This is a genomic window from Alteribacillus persepolensis, from assembly GCF_900099605.1.
GTDB lineage: Bacteria > Bacillota > Bacilli > Bacillales > Marinococcaceae > Alteribacillus > Alteribacillus persepolensis.
In genome coordinates, this window is record NZ_FNDK01000001.1 from 307,980 (window position 1) to 325,922 (window position 17,943).

Sequence of the window (17,943 nt, forward strand, 5' to 3'; positions counted from 1 at the left end):
TTTGTTTATATTTTTTGGATGTTGTTTTGCAGTTGTCTAAACCATTTAAGGGTAACTTTCATATATTATTAGTGAGGATAGAGACAGGGAGGGATATGAAATGGGATACGGATATAAAGACAATTTTGCGCTGATTGTCGTGCTGTTTATTTTGCTGATCATCGTTGGTTCGGCATATGTAAAATACTAAATAAAGCCAATAAAAAAGCCGGCTCTGAAATTAGAGCCGGCTTTTTTATTGAACAGGTGCATGCATCATGAGCTGTTTACTTCAGCATGCAGCTTGCTGTTTTTCGTCCGCATTGTCACACATATTATGTGCGTTCATATAAAGACAGTTTGCCGGAGCTACTGCAAAGTTCGAAATACACCTGTTACCCTGCCTAAAATAGTGCAATTATCTAAAATAATCGGTTCTAAAGCAGCATTTTCAGGCTGTAAACGAATGAAATTTTCTTCTTTGTAAAAGCGTTTTACTGTTGCTTCGAGTTCATCTGTCATGGCAACAATAATATCGCCATTATCAGCTGTTTGCTGCTGCCGCACAATAACTAGGTCACCGTCGTAAATGCCAGCTTCAATCATACTGTCTCCTTGAATGGTTAATACGAATACTTTTTCATCTGAAACCATACGCTCTGGTAAGGGGATATATTCTTCGATATTTTCGATAGCCGTAATGGGGTTACCAGCTGTAACTTTCCCCAACACCGGAACATAAACAGCCGTACTCTCAGAAATTTCAGGCTCTATATCTTCAAATTCAAGCACTTCAATGGCTCGCGGTTTGGTAGGATCTCGGCGAATCAAGCCTTTGTTTTCTAGTCTCGACAAATGGCCGTGTACAGTGGAACTTGAAGCAAGACCGACAGCTTCGCCAATTTCACGTACAGAAGGAGGATATCCTTTTTCACGAACTTCGTCTTTTATAAAATCTAAAATTTGCTGCTGGCGTTTAGATAATTTAGGCATCGATTGGCACCTCTATTTTCCTCAAATTTTCATGTTTTTAGTATAGCATGGAAAACATATGTACGCAAACACCCGTTCTAATTTTTCGTTGACACGAACAATAGTTCTGTTTAAACTGAACGATAGAAAAGGGAACATACATTCTTGTTTTTTCGGAGGGGTTGTCATGTTCACGAAATTAAAACAGTTAAGTAGTGAAGAATGGCTGATATTGATATTGTTTATTGTATCTATTATATGTCTTGTCTTGACTGTGCAGCTGACATCGACGGAAGAAGGTGAAGGGATGTCAGTTCATATGTTAGATGAAGAGCATCAGGATGTGGTAACCTATGGTTGGCAAAAAGAATAAATGTATATGGGGCGAGTGGAATTGAAAAGGTGTATTATATATTGCCGGGTTAGTACAAGAAAAGATGCGCAACAATCGTCGTTAGAAAGGCAGAAAGCTGAACTGGTTGACCTTTCTGAAAAAAAGGGTTTTCAAATTGTTGATATTATTGTAGAGTCGGCAAGTGGTTATTCCATCGAACGAGAAGGACTGCTTGAGGTGATGGATTACTTTACAGAGGAAAAAGCAGATGTTTTATGTGTGCAAGATGATACAAGGCTTGGGCGTGGAAATGCAAAAGTAGCGCTGCTGCACCAATTGTTCAAGGAAAATATACCAGTTTATACGGTGAAAGATGAGGGAGTGCTTCAGTTATCTGAGACAGATACGATGCTGATGGACATTTTGTCAATGGTAGAAGAGCATCAGCGGAAACTACATAATTTGAAAATTAAACGTGGAATGAAACGCGCTGTTGAAAATGGCTACCGGCCTGAAAATAACTTAAAGCACCAAGGCCTCGGCGGAAGACATAAAAAGGTGGCTCCTATTGAAGAAATTGTCCGCCTGCGCAACCTGGAGTTAACGTTTCATGATATTGCCGCTACATTGAGAGGGTTTGGATATGACGTTTCAAAAGCGACGGTTCATCGAAGATACAGGGAGTACATGAAGAAAGCAGGAGATAATTTAGGGTAGATCTTTCTTTTTTCGGGAAAATTGTTTATCATTATCTGTAAAGGCTTCTCTTTAGAATTTATATTAGTTGCGTATTGAACTTTTATCGTTTACATTATTAGACAAGTTAAAATAGCGAAACCGCTAGGAGGGTTTCTTACATTTATGCTATCCCAAGAGAAGATTGCACGAATTAATGAATTAGCCAATCGTTCTAAAACGACCGGACTAACGGAGGAAGAAGAAAAAGAACAGAAGCAGTTGCGTGAGGAGTATTTGTCTAAGTTTCGTTCTTCTTTTAAAAGTCAGCTGCAGTCGGTGAAAGTTGTTGATCCAAATGGGCAGGATGTTACTCCACAGTCATTGGCTAAGTCTAAACAAAATGGTTCCTATAAACATTAATAAATGATTACAAACAAACGTCTGGTAGAGACAGCTCTATCAGGCGTTTTTGTTTCATTATTCTCCTGAAACCGACTAAAGATGGATTTGGTAAGAGATTAGCTTGTGAAAAAAACAGAGAACGTTTATGATTAAACACGTAGGCTTATAATACATATACAATGTGGGAAAGGTAGGGAACATTTAATGACAGCGAAGAATAATGTAGAAGAATTAGCGATTAATACGATTCGAACACTGTCTATTGACAGCATAGAAAAAGCCAACTCTGGGCATCCAGGTTTACCAATGGGCGCTGCACCAATGGCTTTTGCGTTATGGACAAAGTTCATGAAACACAATCCGGACAACCCAAAATGGTTTGACCGTGATCGTTTTGTATTATCAGCAGGCCATGGTTCAATGTTGCTGTACAGCTTGCTGCACTTAAGTGGTTACGAGCTGTCGATGGATGAGTTGAAGCAATTTAGACAATGGGGAAGTAAAACTCCAGGACACCCTGAATACGGAGAAACACCTGGAGTAGAAGCCACTACCGGACCGCTTGGACAAGGGCTGGCGATGGCAACTGGTATGGCGATGGCAGAAAGCCATTTGGCGGCTGTATATAATAAAGATGACTTGCAAGTGATTGACCATTATACGTACGTGTTGTGCGGCGATGGAGATTTAATGGAGGGTGTATCAGCGGAGTCGGCCTCGTTAGCTGGCCACTTGCAATTAAGTAAACTTATTGTATTATATGATTCGAACGATATTTCCCTCGATGGGGATTTGCATCAATCTTTTTCTGAAGATGTAAGAAAACGGTATGAAGCATATGGATGGGAAACTATCCTTGTCGAAGACGGGAATGATATTGAAGCAATAGAACAGGCAATTAAACAAGCTCGAAACAGCAGCCGTCCATCTCTTATTGAAGTGAAAACAGAAATCGGCTACGGTTCACCAAATAAAGCAGGTACAAATGCCGCACACGGTGCTCCGCTAGGAAAAGATGAAGTAACACTTGCGAAAGAAACGTATAAGTGGGACTTTGAACAAGAATTTCACGTGCCAAGCGAAGTGAGTGAGTTTTTTGCAGAAAGAAAAGCAGAAGGAAAGCATCGAGAAGAACAATGGAACGAACAATTGAAAGCGTATAAAGAAAAATATCCAGAACTGTTTGACCAATTGTCGCGCGCAATGAATGGAGAATTACCAGCGGATTATGATAAAGAACTGCCTGTATACAGTGACGAAAAACTTGCAACAAGAGCAGCTTCTGGTGAAGTTCTGCAGCAACTTTCCAAGGCTGTGCCTTCCTTGTTCGGCGGTTCAGCAGACTTAGCTTCTTCTAATAAAACATTGATTAAAGAAGAGACTGATTTTAGCCGCGATAATTATCAAGGGCGAAATATTTGGTTCGGTGTGAGAGAGTTTGCCATGGCTGCTTGCGGAAATGGCTTGAAACTGCATGGTGGTGTACACCCTTATGTATCAACGTTTCTTGTATTTTCTGATTATTTGCGTCCTGCGCTTCGCTTGAGTGCATTGATGGAACTGCCGGTAACATACGTATTTACTCACGACAGTATAGCTGTTGGGGAAGATGGTCCAACACATGAGCCTATTGAACAAACAACTTCGCTTCGGGCGATTCCAAATGTCAACGTTATACGGCCGGCGGATGGTAATGAAACAACGGAGGCTTGGAAAGCAGCTCTTGAAAGTGAACATGCTCCGACAGCGCTTGTGCTGACACGTCAAGGTTTGCCGACACTTCCTGGTACGAAAGAAAAAGCAAAAGAAGGCATGGAAAAAGGTGCGTATGTTCTCTCTTCTGCTGATAAAACACCAGACCTCTTGCTGTTAGCAACAGGTTCAGAAGTAGCGCTTGCTCTTGACACGAAGGAGGCACTTGAAAAGGAAGGGATCTATGCGAATGTTGTTAGCATGCCTAACTGGAAAGCATTTGACGAGCAAGATGAAGAATATAAAAAACAAGTGCTTCCTGATGGTGTGCCGGCACTAGCAATGGAAATGGGGGCATCCCATGGCTGGTATAAATATGTTGGTGCCCATGGAGCGGTTCTTGGAATTGATCAATTTGGTGCAAGTGCTCCTGGTAATGAAATCATAGAAAAATACGGGTTCACAGTCGAAAACGCTGTTGCTAAAGCAAAAGCATTGCTAAATAGATAACAGCTTCTCTCCGCCAGCGTATACGATGTGTATATGCTGGTGGATTTTTTAGCTAGGACAAAAGTTTTGTGCATCGATATTCCTTATTTATCATTCGACAAAAACAGTTTAAAAACATTTCAGAAATTGACAGCACTTTTATAATATTTCCGCTATGATAGAGATAAATGAGCAGCAAAGGAGGAAAATATTTTGGCTCAATTTCAAATGGTTATTGTCACAAAGGAAGTCGCTTTGCAATATTACCGATCAGAAGATAAATTGTATCGTTTATTTCTAGATTACGAACGCGCATATGAATGGGCACGTCCTGTTCTTGAAAGACAAATTCGATATATTACCGAAGAAATTTCGTCTGTACATTGGAGTCAATCTTTGTCTGGTTATTTGCGTGAAAAAGGATTTCTCGAAAAAAAGGCAAAAGATTATTATTTCTATTATTCGGAAAAATCAGAAAGTGAAATAATGGTCAATGGCCGGTTTATTTATTACTATCACATGGGTCCCCCAAAAGAAGAATGGGATGTTTTTGACGGTTTGAAAAAGCTGTCTCCGTATGTATTTGCGATGAATATGGAGCGTGAAACATTTGGATGGCTGCGTCCGTTGAAAGTGTTTTCCGTATTGTAATAGCCAAGAGAAAGAAATCGTATCTCCCTCTTTTAATAGGGAACAGTATACGTTATAATTATATAGGTTAAACGTGGCAATTATGACAGAATGATACGTTTTAATGGTTGCAGAAGGAGGATACGAACAGAATGGACTGGCTTTGGTTTGTACTCGTCGGTGTTCTATGTTTATTGGCGGGTGCGGCATTAGGTTTTTTTATTGCACGCAAAACAATGATGAACTATCTAAAGAAAAATCCGCCGATTGATGAACAAATGCTTCGTGTAATGATGATGCAAATGGGACAGAACCCATCGCAAAAGAAGATAAATCAGATGATGAAAGCGATGCAGAAACAGCAAAATAAAAAATAACTGCTAGACTGTTTCAAAAGAAGTGTTGCAAGCTGATGAGCGTAACACTATATTTTTGAAACAGTCTTTTCATTGTGGAAAAATTCTGTTTGCAAGAAAAATGGTTATCGTTGTATGATAAAGTTATTGTTTTTGTAGGGATACCTGCGTTTATGAAGCAGTGACTTACAAGCAGGGAGTTGGAAATATATGAACATCATGTTCGTGCTAATGACGATTGGTGCATTTGTGATGGCTGTTATTGCCATGATAGTTCGCATGAAAGCAATCAAAAAACCCGCAACAGAAAAGAAAATTATATTGCCGCCGTTGTTTATGTCTACTGGATTTTTGATGTTTTTGTATGAACCGACACATATCAGCGCGATTCAATTTTTCGAAGCTTTTTCGGTAGGACTGTTGTTTTCGGTTCTTCTCATTAAAACCTCGCAATTTGAAGTAAAAGAAAGTGATATTTATATGAAACGATCCAAGGCATTTGTGTTTTTGCTATTCGGTTTACTGATTGCCCGGGTTGTTTTTAAAATAATTATTGGTGACAGCATAAACATAGAAGAGTTAGCCGCGATGTTTTTCATTCTTGCCTATGGCATGATTATCCCTTGGCGCATCTATATGCTTATCGCCTTTCGGAAAATGAAAAAGCAAATGGACGTGCAGCATAATACAACGGCAGCTGTCCGGTCATAAGACATAAGAAAGAAAAGCGCAAGCGCTCTGAAAAACGCCAAACTTTTATACTTTCCTGTCTGTTAAAAAAGACTGCCCAGTTTCACCATGAAAGGGCAGTCTTTTTAAGAGAAGAGATGTTCGTAAGGGGAAAAATCAATATTTTTTTCATACAGTTTGTTGCGGAGAAATTTATGATCCCGTTTTGGTGTTGCCATGATATAGCCGCGTATTAATAGGTCTTCATCGATAACCGGTGCATTTTCCTCTAAGGCCAATTCCCCGATTTTTCCTGCAATTTTTTCTCTGGCCGTATCTCGAAATAGTTCTGGCACCGGTTCTACTAGTTCCTCTAGCAAGTCTTTTTTATCTTGCGGCCACAGGTGGATTGTTTTTTCTATGTAGTAATCTTGCCAATCTAAAATAGATTTGCCGTCTTCTTTTGGCAGACGTTTTAAAAATTTGCGGAACATAAAATAACCGCCAATAAACATGATGACAGTAAGAAAGACAGACCATAAAACAATAAACCACATGAATAGACCCGAAGGCATTTGCCCCACCCCATTTGCCAAATCTCTTCGTTATTTTAACATAGATAAGCGAAAATTACAGGGAGGAAAGGCTGTTGCTATCATATTTTTATATTGTCATCTTATTGAATTTGATATACTGCAAAAGAAGGGAGGCGTGTGTATGTGGTTTGAAATTATAAACTTTATTATTCATTGGCTCACAGCGTTATCATTTTTTGTATTAATTCCACTGCCGTTTTTCTTAAAAGGCATGACAGGAGACAATGTATATTTCATTAAGAAAGTATACCGGCCGATGATACATATTGCTCATGCTGGTTTGATTGTTTCTGTGATTACTGGACTCTTTCTTGTTCAAGACTGGCTGTCTGCCTGGACGTTTGCAGTTCTTATTCTTTGGCTGCTTATTGGTGCCTTCTTAGGTTTGACGGCTAAATCGCTGCGTCTATCATTAGAAGACGAAACAGCCAAAACTCCTTTATTAAAGCACAGCACCATACTAACCATTGCGATACTCATCATGTTTCTGTTGAAATTTGCCAGCTGGTTTTAAAAGCATTTTTGTTCCATTAATAGAAAAAGACTATGTTACCGGACGGAACATAGTCTTTTTTTCTATGAAATAGGTTAGGGCAAAAATCTTATTTTATAGATTTATAAAACATGTACCCTGACAAGCTGAACAGGCGGGAATATACTAGCACTGATAAGATATACAGCATGGAAGAAGGAGGATTGGTTATCTGTTGAAAATAAATGGGAGAAATAAATGGAAACTTTACCTTGCTATGAATAAAAAGAAAGAGCTGCGTCCTTATTTGGTACTGACCAAAAAATGGGCGAAAAAAAACTTTTTAGCCATGTTGAGAAAGTATAAATCGATTGTAGTAAAACCAAATAAAGGCTTAAAGGCCACGAATGTTTATTTTATCACGAAACGAAAAAAAGACTATGCCGTGCAATTATATGAAAATAAATGTTATTTTCCAACCGCTCAAAAAGCGTATATGTATATGAAACAGAAAATCAAACAAAGCTCATATATCATTCAGCGAAGAATTAGAACCGCAAAGGTGAATGGACGTATTTTTGACATGCGCGTCATTATCCAACGAAAATCTACACGTTCTCCATGGACGGCAACAGCTTATAAGGCAAGAGTTGCAAGAAAGGATAGATTCGTTACAAATGCCAGCAAAGGAGGAAGTACGCTTACGTACCATGAGGCAATGAATCAAAGCAACGTGTCTGCTGTTGATTATGACGAGCTGTTGCAACAAATAAAAGAGGTGTCAGTATTAGCGGCCCAGTCGCTTAATCCGTATTACCCAAACAAGCGTCTTTATGGTATTGATATTGCTGTCAGGAAAGATGGGTCTCTCCATATCTTTGAAATTAATCGTAAACCCGCATTAAAAGGTTTTTCTGCCACACAGCAAGAAACAATAAAAACCTTTAAGCAAGCGGGATAAATCTGGATTCATGCTGTATGTTTTATCTTAAAGGCAAATATGGAGTGATAATATATGGCCGTTAAATTAAAAGGAAGAAATAAATATAAAATGCATCAAGCGTTAAAAAGAGACCGTGTGTTGCGTCCTTATCTTCCGGCTACGGTGATGTTTCGCAAACAGAGTATGTACCAAATGATAAAGAAATACAAAGCGGTGGTTGTAAAACCAACCAATGGCCGGCAAGGTCACAATGTGTATTTTATTGAAAAGCTGAAAAAGAAAAAGTACCGTGTGCAGCTAAACAAAAAGCGCCGCTATTTTAAAAGTATTAAATCAGTGTACAACTATGTGAGAAGAGCCACGAAAAAAAGAAAATATATTATTCAGCAGCAGATTGATCTTGCGACAATAGATGGAAAACGCTTTGATTTTCGTATTATCGTGCAGCGGTTCTCACGGAAGCACCCGTGGGTAGTAAATGGTATCATCGCCAGAAAAGCAGGAAATGGTTATAAAGTGACTAACAAACGGCGCCACGGAATTGTTTTACCGTTAGAAACAGCTTTGACAAAGGTAGAAGGAAAAAAAGGAATAACCAATGGAGTTGTGAACGAACTCAAAAAAATTTCTATCCGGGCTTCAAAAACACTAGGGAAATCTTTTTCAAAACAAAGAATTTTCGGCGTCGATATTGGCATGACAAAACAAGGGTCGCTGTATATTTTCGAATTGAACCGCTGGCCGTTAATTCAAGGCTTTAAAGGCCTTGATGATCAAACACAATACAAGAAAATTATTGCTTATAAAAAGCGGCAGCCCCTTCAAGTGTAATCGTTAAAGGGGAAAGAGACAGGGAAACATCATCGTTTCATTTTTGAAGGTAACACGGTTTTGACATGTATCATATATAGATAGTACTTCTTCTTTTAAGGAGGGTACTTTTTTTATGTATTATTACTGTCCATGCTACTGCTGTTATTCTTCTCACCTGCACCAGCCGTTGATAAGACAAGAGCCGCATCCAGTTTTTCTGCAACGTTCAGCCGAAAACATGCAGCAGTTGCTTAGTGAAGCTGATGTTGTTTCAAAACGGTTATCCGAGTCATATGATGATGCAGCACAATTAATGCAGGCAGCACAAGATTCAAAAAAAGATGAAGTGTTAGAAATCATTCGGTCTTTTGGAGTGACAGAAGAGTGTGACGTGTTTTATACACCGGATGGCATACAGGTTGAATTTATGTCGTATATTGATGACGTTCATTGCTGTAAGCTGACGATGCTGCTGCGCTGGATGTAGAAAAAACGAGAATAAAACACGTACATCTAAAGAAACTAGAGGGAGGAGGTGTTTTACACAAGATGAAAAAAAGGGTGCCAAAGAAAGAAAAAATGATAATATTTTCGCTGTGCTGTTTATTTCTTTACATAGGTGATGATACCGCTGTGGTGAGAAAGGATACGGTTGCACATGGAGAGGGAAGTACAGTAGAAGTGCATACGTTGTCTGGACAAGACATTCCAAATGAGGCAACATTAAAAGTGTAAGGTGAAAGAAAGACAAGAATGGCGGGACCGTCTGGGAATCGAACCCAGCGGAGACGGCACGCGCCTCCCTGAAGGTTTTGAAGACCTCGGCGTGCACCAGCATCACAACCGGCCCCATATAAATTCCACCCCGTATTGTACCGCTAAATTACAGCAATTGCAAGCAGCATGATTGTTTTCATTGCAGCTTACTTATAGTAAGATAGTGATAGCATAGCTGTATGGAACTGATAGGAAAAAGGCGGGAAGCGAAATGACAAGAACCTATACGATTGGGATGGCTGGACATATTGATCACGGAAAAACATCACTAACCAAAGCATTAACGCAAATAGATACAGACCGCTTAAAGGAAGAAAAAGAACGAAATATCTCGATTGAACCCGGCTTTGCACCTCTTTACATAAATGATGATATGCACGTATCAATTATTGATGTTCCGGGTCATGAAAAGTTTATACGGCAAATGATTGCTGGTGTCGCTGGTATTGACGCTGTCGTTTTAACAGTTGCAGCTGATGAAGGCGTTATGCCGCAAACAAAAGAACACCTTGACATTTTATCGCTTCTGGATGTGAACGGTGGATTAATTGCAGTCACAAAAGCAGATAAAGTAGATAACGAATTGCTGCAGCTAGCAGGAGAAGATATTAGAGAAGCAGTGAAGGGAACCCCATTTGAGCACGTGGATATGGTGTATGTCGACAGTCTTTCAGGACAAGGGGTAGAGGATGTTTTACATAAAATCGAGGAAGTGTTAAAAGACATTCCGCAGCGAAATGCAAAGGGGCCGTTCCGGCTTCCAATCGACCAAGTGTTTACAGTGCATGGTCAGGGAACGGTCGTAAGAGGAACGGTATATGAAGGGAGTATTCAAGAAGGAGAAAGTGTACAAATACTGCCTTCTCAACAGAACAGTAAAATTCGACAATTGCAAATACATGGAGAGAAAGTAAAAGAAGGCACAGCAGGGCAGCGGCTTGCTATGAATCTAAGCAGTATCGCAAAAGAGAATGTAAAACGAGGAGATGTCGTTGTTTCCGCAGACCATTATGTGACAACTTCTGTCATCCATGTTGTTCTCTTTACGGCCGATGACTTTCGTTATGCATTAAAACAGCGCGGATTTGTTAAATTGCATTTAGGAACAGCGGAAGTGTACGGGAGAATTGTCTTTTTTGATCGCAATGTATTAGAACCTGGGCAAACCAATGAAGTTGTTTGTCAATTAAGACTTGATGAACCAGTGGTGACCAAGCGTGAAGACCGGTTTATTTTACGGAGGCCTACTCCTGCTGAAACGATTGGAGGCGGCTGGGTTATTAACCCGAATGGCGAACGCCTTCGTTTTGGCAAGGAATCGATAGAGCGTTTGCAAAGAGAGCAGCAAGGAACACCCAAAGACCACATTAGCGACGCCTTGCGAGAAGAAAAGTGGCTGACCCTCGCTGAACTGGCAGCTAGAACTGGACTGATCGAAGAGGAAGTGGATAAAAAGGTCAGGGAGTTAATAGATGAAGCTGTCGTATGGGAATTATCCAATGAAAAGTTTGTGCTGACAGAAACATACAAGCAGTTTATCGAGCATGTGACAGATGAATTAAACGAATTTCATCAGGCACATCCGCTTCGAACGGGGAAAAATAAGGAAGAGCTGAAAGCCGCGCGGATAGGTGAGCTGCCAAAAGAGGTCACCGAGCGTTTTCTGGAAGAAGCTGAAAAGAAAAACCTGATAGAGCGGCAAAAGCAATACGTAGCACTTGCTTCGTTTGAGCCTCATTATCCAGCGGGATGGGAAAAAAGAATGGAGCGGGTGCAGAAACGGTGGACAGAGGATGGTCTTTCCGTTTTACCGTTTGATGATTATGCGAAGGGAGAAAATCTTCCAGCTGATCTTGTGCAGGAATTAAAATGGTACGCAGTGGAAACAGGAATTGCTGTGAAAATGGATGACAAGCATCTTTGGCCGGCCGTATCTGCCGAACGCGCAGCAGATGAACTTTACCGTGCCCATCCAACATCGTTTACGCTGCAACAAGCAAAAGACGTGTTAAACGTATCGAGAAAGTATCTCGTTCCGTTTTTAGAATGGATGGACGAAGCGAAGAAAACAAAAAGATTAGACCAAGAAAGAGTGTGGCAAAAGAAACATGAAAATAGATAAAAAACAGCATGTGTTATATTTAACGCCATATTACGATTCCAAACGAGGCAATGCAACGACTGCCAAGCGGATGAAAGAGCATTTGCAGCAAACGGGGATAACGGTTCGTGTTTTTGCATATGAAGAACAAACCGATTCTATCGAGCCGTATATCGATGAAGCCGATATTGTCCATGCTTTACATGTGAGAAGAACAGCGGAGTGGTTAAACGAAAACGGAATAGAAATCACGAAACCGTTTGTATTAACAACAGGAGGAACGGATATTAACATCGATGTGAATGACTATAATAAAAAGCGGCAAATGGACGTGCTGTTAAAAAAGGCGGACGCGTTAACAGTTTTTACTGAAGATGGCAAGACGCGGGTCCTTCATGACTTTCCTTTTCTTGAAGAAAAAACATACGTTATTCCTCAGGCTGTCAAGCAGCCTGCCTTAACGAAAGGTTCTTCCCCGGTTCCGCTGCCTGAAGGGTATCCCGCTGTGCTGCTGCCAGCGGGGTTGAGGCCAGTAAAAGATGTGTTATTTATACTAGAGCAGCTTAGAGAACTTACATTAATATTTCCGCGGCTGCAGTTTATTCTGATTGGTGAAGCTTTGGATGATGAGGTACACAAAGAGGTCAGGGCCGCTTCAGCACAAATACCATGGTTTACATATCTTCCGCCTGTAGAATCGGAGGAGATGCATCATTTGTATCGCTGGGCGGATGTCGTATTAAATACATCTGTATCAGAAGGGCAGCCAATCAGCTTATTAGAAGGAATGGCAGAGCATGTGCCGGCTCTTGCGAGAAACAACGCTGGAAATCGCAGTGTTGTTCAGCATGGTTATAACGGGTATTTGTTTCACTCAACAAGTGATTTTATCAAACAGTTTCAAAAACTGTTCGCAAGCAAAAATGCGTATAACAAGTTTTGCGAACAGGCGTATATATACGTGAAAACACATCATCATCCCAAAGAAGAAGCTCTTCGTTATAAGCGATTGTATGAGGCAATTCGTTAACGGCCGGTCGTTGATTTCCATACGGTTGCTGCTTGTTTAAAAGCAGCAATTGTTTCTTTGTATTGATTTTTTTTAGAGTAAACAATATAAAAATGGCGGGTTTTTGGCAAAAAGCCTTTAAATGTACAGCCTCTGTTTTCAGCAGAAGGCAGGGCAGATTCAGAAACAAAGCCGTAGCCAATTCCTGCTTCCACAAGGGAGAGTAAACTCTCTGTATTTGGGACCACTGCTGCTGTTTCCAATTCTGCTAAAGATCCTTCCCAGCTTTCTAATGCTTCTTCCACCGCTTGATAAGTGCCTGAGCCTTGTTTTCTTTTGACAAAAGAAACGCTTTGTAAATCGGCAAACTGTTTTACGTGTGTACGAGAAGAATGAGGAGGTCCAATGACAGCAAGCCGGTCCTGCCACAACGGATACGATAAAACAGAAGCAGTGTCCGTGTTGGACCCGACCACGGCAATATCAATTTCTCCTTCTAAAAGTAATTGAAGAATGTCGATGGAATCATCGATATAAAGGTTAAGACGTATATGAGGGAACTGCTCTTTGCATTGTTTGCAGATGGCAGGCAAAAAGTATGTTCCAGGTGTTGTACTCGCACCAATACGAAGGGTTTCGGCATATTTGGCTCCCCGCTGCTGGCAAACATTTCGAAGTTCTTGCCATTCTTTGAGCCATGTTTTTGCTTTTTCAAACACTAGCTTTCCTTCTTCTGTCAAACTTACCGTTTGCCGGTCAATGAGCGGGCTGCCGAGCTCTCTTTCCAGGCTTTTCAATTGCTTGGTTACGGTCGATTGGGAAATGCCAAGCTGATATGCCGTTTTAGAAAAGCTTTTTTGGGCAGCAAGTTCTGTGAAAATGTTTAATTGTCTTTCATTCATTGGTTACTGTTCTCCTTTATTGTTACAAACAAGCTGGCTACCTTTTGTGCAAATCTCTTTACAATGATAATAAACAGTGGTAGCTTGATTACGCAAGGCTTATTCGCAAAACGAATAATATTGATGATGTTTTAGAATCATTAGGGGGAGGAAACAAGTGATGAAAAAATGGCCTTTGATTGCTGCAGCCAGTTCCTTTCTGTTTTTAGGAGCATGCGGCGGTACAGAAGAAGAGAGAAATGAAGGAGAAACAGACCAAAGCAGTAGTGAAGAAGCGCTGGAAATTGCGGTTATTCCTGCTCAATCATCAGGAGAGATGGATAGTGGTTTGAATAAATTAGAAGAAGTTTTAAATGAAGAAATGGAGCAGTCTGTTACTATTGAACATTATCCAAATTATAACGCGGTAGTGGAAGCTCTCAATTACAGCCATATCGATATGGCATACCTTGGCCCGCTGACGTATGTCATTGCTCATGAAGAAAGCGGTGCGGAAGCGATTCTGACACAAGAAGTAGATGGAGAACCTTATTACTATTCTTATATCGTTACGCATGCAGACCAGCCTTGGACGAATTTAGATGAGCTGTTGGCAGATTCGGAAGAAGTGGATTTTGCGTTTGGCAGCATTTCTTCTACATCTGGTTCGCTGATACCAGGACTTGAATTACGCAACCAAGGCGTGTTTGAGTCAGAAGAAGACCATGAATTTGCTTCCGTGCGCTACACCGGATCTCATGATGTAACAGCTAGTGCTGTTGAAAGCCAGGAAGTTGATGCTGGTGCCATTGACAGTGCTATTTTCCATGAGCTGGCAGCAGACGGTGTGATTAATGAAGATAATTTCACGATATTGTGGGAATCTGATCAGCTGTACCAATATCCTTGGGCTGTTCCAAGTGACATGGATGAAGAAACGAAGCAAGCATTGCAAGATGCATTTACAAACATTGATGACAAAGAGATTTTAGAAATATTTGGCGGTGCCTCTGCCTTTGTTGAGACAGAACACAGTAATTACGAAAGCATCCGTCAGGCAGCAGAAGACTTTGGCATGCTAAATATGGAATCCATTGATTAACTAGGTAAAAGGGGAAAAAGGCGATGAGTTGGTTTAGAAAAAGAGTCTGGCTGTATGCTGTTTTGTTAGGGTTGTTCACATGGTGGAGCATGGGAAAAACCGAATTTGAGGTGAGCAGCTTTCAAGAATTCAGCAATGCGTATTCATTTATACACGACCGGTTTCTTCCTGCTAGCTGGGAAATATTACCGACCCTGATTGACCCTATTTTAGTTACATTAGCTGTAGCTTTTTTAGGAACATTTATCGCCCTGCTCATCGCTTTGCCTCTCAGCTTTGCTGCAGCAAAGAACACAGCTGGAAATCGATTGTTTTATTATTTTAATCGGTTTTTCTTGTCTGTGCTGCGCTCTGTTCCAGAAATTGTATTCGGTTTGATATTTGTCGTCGTGTTAGGGCTAGGTCCCTTTCCTGCCGTTATGGCTATTTTGCTACATAATATCGGCGTGCTGGGTAAACTAATTTCAGAGCTCATTGAAGCTGCAGATGCGGGCCCGCAAGAAGCAATGCAATCGGTAGGTGCGGGAAGACGTATCGGGAATTTATTTTCTATCCTTCCACAAATATGGCCAAATGTGCTTTCCCATTACTTTTACCGGTTCGAAGTAGCGATTAGAACATCGCTTATTCTAGGGTTTATTGGCGGCGGTGGTATTGGTCAGAAACTATTTAACGATTTTAACAGCTTTAATTATACAGCCGTAACAGTAGAAGTGCTTCTTATTATGCTTCTAGTGATTATCGTCGATTTATTTGGAGCATTTGTTCGCAAACGCGTCATTTAACCAAGTACACGAGGTGATAGCATGATTGAATTTCAAGACGTAACTGTTTACTATCCGAAGTCCAATGAACCTGCTCTTTCTCATATAAACCTAACATTTCAGCAAGGTGAATTCGTATGTGTACTTGGACCAAGCGGTGCGGGGAAGTCTACCATGATTCGGACGGTTAATGCTTTGCAGCCAGTAACGGCAGGGAACATATTCATTGACGGTCAAGATCTCGATAACTGGACATCTTTAGAAAAGCGTCAATGGAGAAGCCGGACCGGCATGATCTTTCAACATTTTCATCTCATTCCTCGTCTGAGTGTAGAGCAAAATGTGCTAACAGGTTTATTCGGCTATAAACATCCAATGGCTGCATTTGCTGGCGTTTTTTCGCAGTCGGAAAAAAAGAAAGCGCGATCTATTTTGCAGCAAGTAGGATTAGGTGAAATGGCAGAGCGTCGTGTGGAATGGCTGAGCGGTGGACAAAAACAGCGTGTCGGCGTGGCACGTGCCCTCATGCAGGAACCGGATGTATTTCTAGGTGATGAACCAGTAGCCAGTCTTGATCCAGGCACAGCGCAATCCATTTTTGCACTATTAAAAGACGTTCACGTAAGAAATGATTTAACGACTATTATCAACGTTCATGATGTCGCACTAGCCCGCTCGTTTGCAACACGGATTGTCGGTCTGTCGCATGGAAAAGTCATATTCGACGGCAAACCAGATGAATTAACGGAATCAGGGCTTGAACATATTTACGGTACTGTTTTACAAGCATAAAAAAACGGCTGTATTAGCTTTGTGCTAATCAACAGCCGTTTTTTTTTTACTGCAGGCTAATCGCGTGTGAACCTCGTTTCTCTACATATCCAATGATGCTTGTGTCTGCTTCGTTCTGTTTATGCATCGCTTCTACATATTGTTTTGCTTCATCTTCTGGCATAGCAGCTAATAAGCCGCCAGAAGTGATAGCATCACATAAAATAGTTTGTGTTAACGAAGAGACATGGTCAGCACGCCGGATGTGGTCAGACAAATAATTTTCATTTGATTTAGAACCTCCTGGAACAATGCCTTGTTCTGCTAGAGAGCGTGCACCGTCTAATAATGGAATGGAGGCCGTGTCAAATGTAAATGTCACATTACTTGCTTCTGCCATTTCAAAAGAATGGCCAATCAAACCAAAGCCTGTCACATCCGTTACAGCATGTGGTTGATAATCCATTAATGTTTCAGCGGCTGCTTTATTGAGCTTAGCCATCGTTTTGGTCACCGCTTCTTCTTGAGCCGCTGTCGCTTTTTGCCGTTTGATCGCCGTCGTTAAAATGCCTACTCCTAAAGGCTTTGTTAAGACGAGTACGTCACCAGGCTCGGCTCCTTTATTTGCCCAAACTTTTTCAGGGTGTACGATACCGGTAGCAGCTAAACCAAACTTAGGCTCTTGGTCATCAATGGAATGCCCGCCAACGATGGTAGCACCAGACTCTTCCACTTTATCTGCGGCCCCTTTCATCATGCCTGCTAAAAGGTAATCTGGTAATTCTTTAATAGGGAAGCCTACAATATTTAAAACAGTAGTTGGTTTACCACCCATCGCATATATATCACTTAATGCATTTGCTGCTGCAATTTGACCAAACATATAGGGATCATCAACAACAGGAGTAAAATAATCAACCGATTGAACGAGAGCGATATCATCGGTTAACTTATAGACACCGCCATCATCAGATGTGTCCATTCCTACTAAAAGGTTCGGGTTTGTTTCTCGTTCTGGTAAGTGACGCAAAACTTGCGTCAAGTCCTCTGGACCAATTTTGCATCCTCAGCCAGCTTTAGAAGATAAACTTGTTAATCGAATGCTTTCTTCTTTGCTCATGTCAGTGTTCACCTCCAAACATCATTTCTTTTCTATTATAATCTCTTTGTTTGCAAGAAGACAAACCATACACTAAAATGAAGATGGAAAAAATTAACGAAGGGGTGGGGAGCATGAAGGTGACCATTGAATTTTGCATGCAGTGAAACTATGCACCAAAAGCCGTGAGTCTCACGGACAAACTGTATGATACGTATCGGGGAGACATTGAGTCTGTGGAGCTGATTACTGGTTCAGGCGGAGTTTTTGAAGTATCTCTGAACGGGGTAAACGTGTATTCCAAAAAAGAAACAGGTGAATTTCCGGAGGAAAACGAGCTAGTAGACAAGCTTGGACGCTTGTAACCGTTCAGCAACGACATAACAGTTCGTTTGTCCAGTTATGATGGGAAAA

At 40.9% G+C, this 17,943-nt stretch carries 22 protein-coding genes, 1 tRNA gene and 1 pseudogene; 19 read left to right on the plus strand and 5 right to left on the minus strand.

Going from position 1 to position 17,943, the window contains the following annotated elements:
• The first annotated feature begins 100 nt into the window (after positions 1-100).
• Positions 101-190: a YjcZ family sporulation protein gene (locus tag BLT18_RS01490; protein WP_091270527.1), complete on the plus strand. Its 90-nt coding sequence runs from the start codon at positions 101-103 to the stop codon at positions 188-190.
• Between the two features lie 158 nt (positions 191-348).
• Here the strand turns inward: BLT18_RS01490 and lexA are convergent, their stop codons facing one another.
• Positions 349-972: a transcriptional repressor LexA gene (gene lexA, locus BLT18_RS01495; RefSeq protein ID WP_091270529.1), complete on the minus strand. Its 624-nt coding sequence runs from the start codon at positions 970-972 to the stop codon at positions 349-351.
• A 166-nt stretch (positions 973-1,138) separates the two neighbouring features.
• On the opposite strand from lexA, the gene BLT18_RS01500 reads away from it, so the two are divergent.
• The 7 genes from BLT18_RS01500 (at position 1,139) to BLT18_RS01530 (ending at position 6,243) form a co-directional block, all read left to right on the plus strand.
• Positions 1,139-1,324: a hypothetical protein gene (locus BLT18_RS01500; RefSeq protein WP_091270531.1), complete on the plus strand. Its 186-nt coding sequence runs from the start codon at positions 1,139-1,141 to the stop codon at positions 1,322-1,324.
• Positions 1,325-1,345: 21 nt separating this feature from the next.
• Positions 1,346-2,002 carry a YneB family resolvase-like protein gene (locus tag BLT18_RS01505; RefSeq protein WP_407639911.1) on the plus strand — a complete coding sequence of 219 codons (657 nt, stop codon included), beginning with the start codon at positions 1,346-1,348 and terminating at the stop codon, positions 2,000-2,002.
• A 144-nt stretch (positions 2,003-2,146) separates the two neighbouring features.
• Positions 2,147-2,383: a DUF896 domain-containing protein gene (locus BLT18_RS01510; protein ID WP_091270532.1), complete on the plus strand. Its 237-nt coding sequence runs from the start codon at positions 2,147-2,149 to the stop codon at positions 2,381-2,383.
• A 186-nt stretch (positions 2,384-2,569) separates the two neighbouring features.
• Positions 2,570-4,567 (plus strand): transketolase, encoded by a 1,998-nt coding sequence (gene tkt / locus BLT18_RS01515; RefSeq protein WP_091270534.1) that lies wholly within the window; start codon positions 2,570-2,572, stop codon positions 4,565-4,567.
• Positions 4,568-4,759: 192 nt separating this feature from the next.
• Entirely contained in the window at positions 4,760-5,197 is a 438-nt protein-coding gene (sirA, locus tag BLT18_RS01520; RefSeq protein WP_091270535.1) for a sporulation inhibitor of replication protein SirA, read from the plus strand.
• A 131-nt stretch (positions 5,198-5,328) separates the two neighbouring features.
• Positions 5,329-5,553 carry a YneF family protein gene (locus BLT18_RS01525; RefSeq protein ID WP_091270537.1) on the plus strand — a complete coding sequence of 75 codons (225 nt, stop codon included), beginning with the start codon at positions 5,329-5,331 and terminating at the stop codon, positions 5,551-5,553.
• A 189-nt stretch (positions 5,554-5,742) separates the two neighbouring features.
• Entirely contained in the window at positions 5,743-6,243 is a 501-nt protein-coding gene (locus tag BLT18_RS01530) for a CcdC family protein (RefSeq protein WP_175487327.1), read from the plus strand.
• 104 nt (positions 6,244-6,347) lie between these two features.
• Here the strand turns inward: BLT18_RS01530 and BLT18_RS01535 are convergent, their stop codons facing one another.
• A complete protein-coding gene (locus BLT18_RS01535) occupies positions 6,348-6,776 on the minus strand; it encodes a DUF2621 domain-containing protein (RefSeq protein WP_091270539.1) in 429 nt (142 codons plus the stop codon).
• A gap of 142 nt (positions 6,777-6,918) precedes the next feature.
• On the opposite strand from BLT18_RS01535, the gene BLT18_RS01540 reads away from it, so the two are divergent.
• From BLT18_RS01540 to BLT18_RS01560, 5 genes are all read left to right on the plus strand, one after another.
• Positions 6,919-7,311 carry a hypothetical protein gene (locus BLT18_RS01540; protein WP_091270541.1) on the plus strand — a complete coding sequence of 131 codons (393 nt, stop codon included), beginning with the start codon at positions 6,919-6,921 and terminating at the stop codon, positions 7,309-7,311.
• Between the two features lie 193 nt (positions 7,312-7,504).
• Positions 7,505-8,230 (plus strand): YheC/YheD family protein, encoded by a 726-nt coding sequence (locus tag BLT18_RS01545; protein ID WP_091270542.1) that lies wholly within the window; start codon positions 7,505-7,507, stop codon positions 8,228-8,230.
• A 54-nt stretch (positions 8,231-8,284) separates the two neighbouring features.
• Entirely contained in the window at positions 8,285-9,043 is a 759-nt protein-coding gene (locus BLT18_RS01550) for a YheC/YheD family protein (RefSeq protein ID WP_091270543.1), read from the plus strand.
• A gap of 115 nt (positions 9,044-9,158) precedes the next feature.
• Positions 9,159-9,512, plus strand: coding sequence for a hypothetical protein (locus BLT18_RS01555; protein ID WP_091270545.1), 354 nt, complete (start codon positions 9,159-9,161; stop codon positions 9,510-9,512).
• Between the two features lie 62 nt (positions 9,513-9,574).
• Entirely contained in the window at positions 9,575-9,760 is a 186-nt protein-coding gene (locus BLT18_RS01560; protein WP_091270547.1) for a hypothetical protein, read from the plus strand.
• Between the two features lie 19 nt (positions 9,761-9,779).
• On the opposite strand, the gene BLT18_RS18065 is transcribed toward BLT18_RS01560, so the two are convergent.
• Positions 9,780-9,876: transfer RNA gene (locus BLT18_RS18065), tRNA-Sec, on the minus strand.
• 137 nt (positions 9,877-10,013) lie between these two features.
• On the opposite strand from BLT18_RS18065, the gene selB reads away from it, so the two are divergent.
• Both selB and BLT18_RS01570 read left to right on the plus strand, forming a co-directional pair.
• Positions 10,014-11,924, plus strand: a complete 1,911-nt coding sequence (selB, locus tag BLT18_RS01565) for a selenocysteine-specific translation elongation factor (RefSeq protein WP_091270549.1) — start codon at positions 10,014-10,016, stop codon at positions 11,922-11,924.
• Positions 11,911-12,933, plus strand: a complete 1,023-nt coding sequence (locus tag BLT18_RS01570; RefSeq protein WP_091270552.1) for a glycosyltransferase — start codon at positions 11,911-11,913, stop codon at positions 12,931-12,933. The genes selB and BLT18_RS01570 overlap by 14 nt, the downstream gene beginning before the upstream one ends.
• Here the strand turns inward: BLT18_RS01570 and BLT18_RS01575 are convergent.
• On the minus strand, positions 12,930-13,814 hold the full coding sequence (locus BLT18_RS01575) for a selenium metabolism-associated LysR family transcriptional regulator (RefSeq protein WP_091270554.1): 885 nt from the start codon (positions 13,812-13,814) through the stop codon (positions 12,930-12,932). The genes BLT18_RS01570 and BLT18_RS01575 overlap by 4 nt on opposite strands.
• 160 nt (positions 13,815-13,974) lie before the next feature.
• Between BLT18_RS01575 and phnD the strand changes: the two genes are divergently transcribed.
• From phnD to phnC, 3 genes are read left to right on the plus strand one after another with little or no spacing between them, the layout of a single operon-like run.
• A complete protein-coding gene (phnD, locus tag BLT18_RS01580) occupies positions 13,975-14,895 on the plus strand; it encodes a phosphate/phosphite/phosphonate ABC transporter substrate-binding protein (protein WP_091270556.1) in 921 nt (306 codons plus the stop codon).
• A 23-nt stretch (positions 14,896-14,918) separates the two neighbouring features.
• Complete coding sequence (gene phnE / locus BLT18_RS01585; protein ID WP_091270558.1) at positions 14,919-15,680, plus strand: phosphonate ABC transporter, permease protein PhnE; 762 nt, start codon at positions 14,919-14,921, stop codon at positions 15,678-15,680.
• Between the two features lie 21 nt (positions 15,681-15,701).
• Positions 15,702-16,451, plus strand: a complete 750-nt coding sequence (gene phnC, locus BLT18_RS01590) for a phosphonate ABC transporter ATP-binding protein (RefSeq protein WP_091270560.1) — start codon at positions 15,702-15,704, stop codon at positions 16,449-16,451.
• Positions 16,452-16,497: 46 nt separating this feature from the next.
• Here phnC and selD read toward each other — a convergent pair whose 3' ends face one another.
• Complete coding sequence (gene selD / locus BLT18_RS01595; RefSeq protein ID WP_091270561.1) at positions 16,498-17,550, minus strand: selenide, water dikinase SelD; 1,053 nt, start codon at positions 17,548-17,550, stop codon at positions 16,498-16,500.
• 158 nt (positions 17,551-17,708) lie between these two features.
• Between selD and BLT18_RS01600 the strand changes: the two are divergent.
• Positions 17,709-17,894, plus strand: a pseudogene (locus BLT18_RS01600) (Rdx family protein); the annotation flags it as partial.
• Positions 17,895-17,943 lie beyond the last annotated feature (49 nt).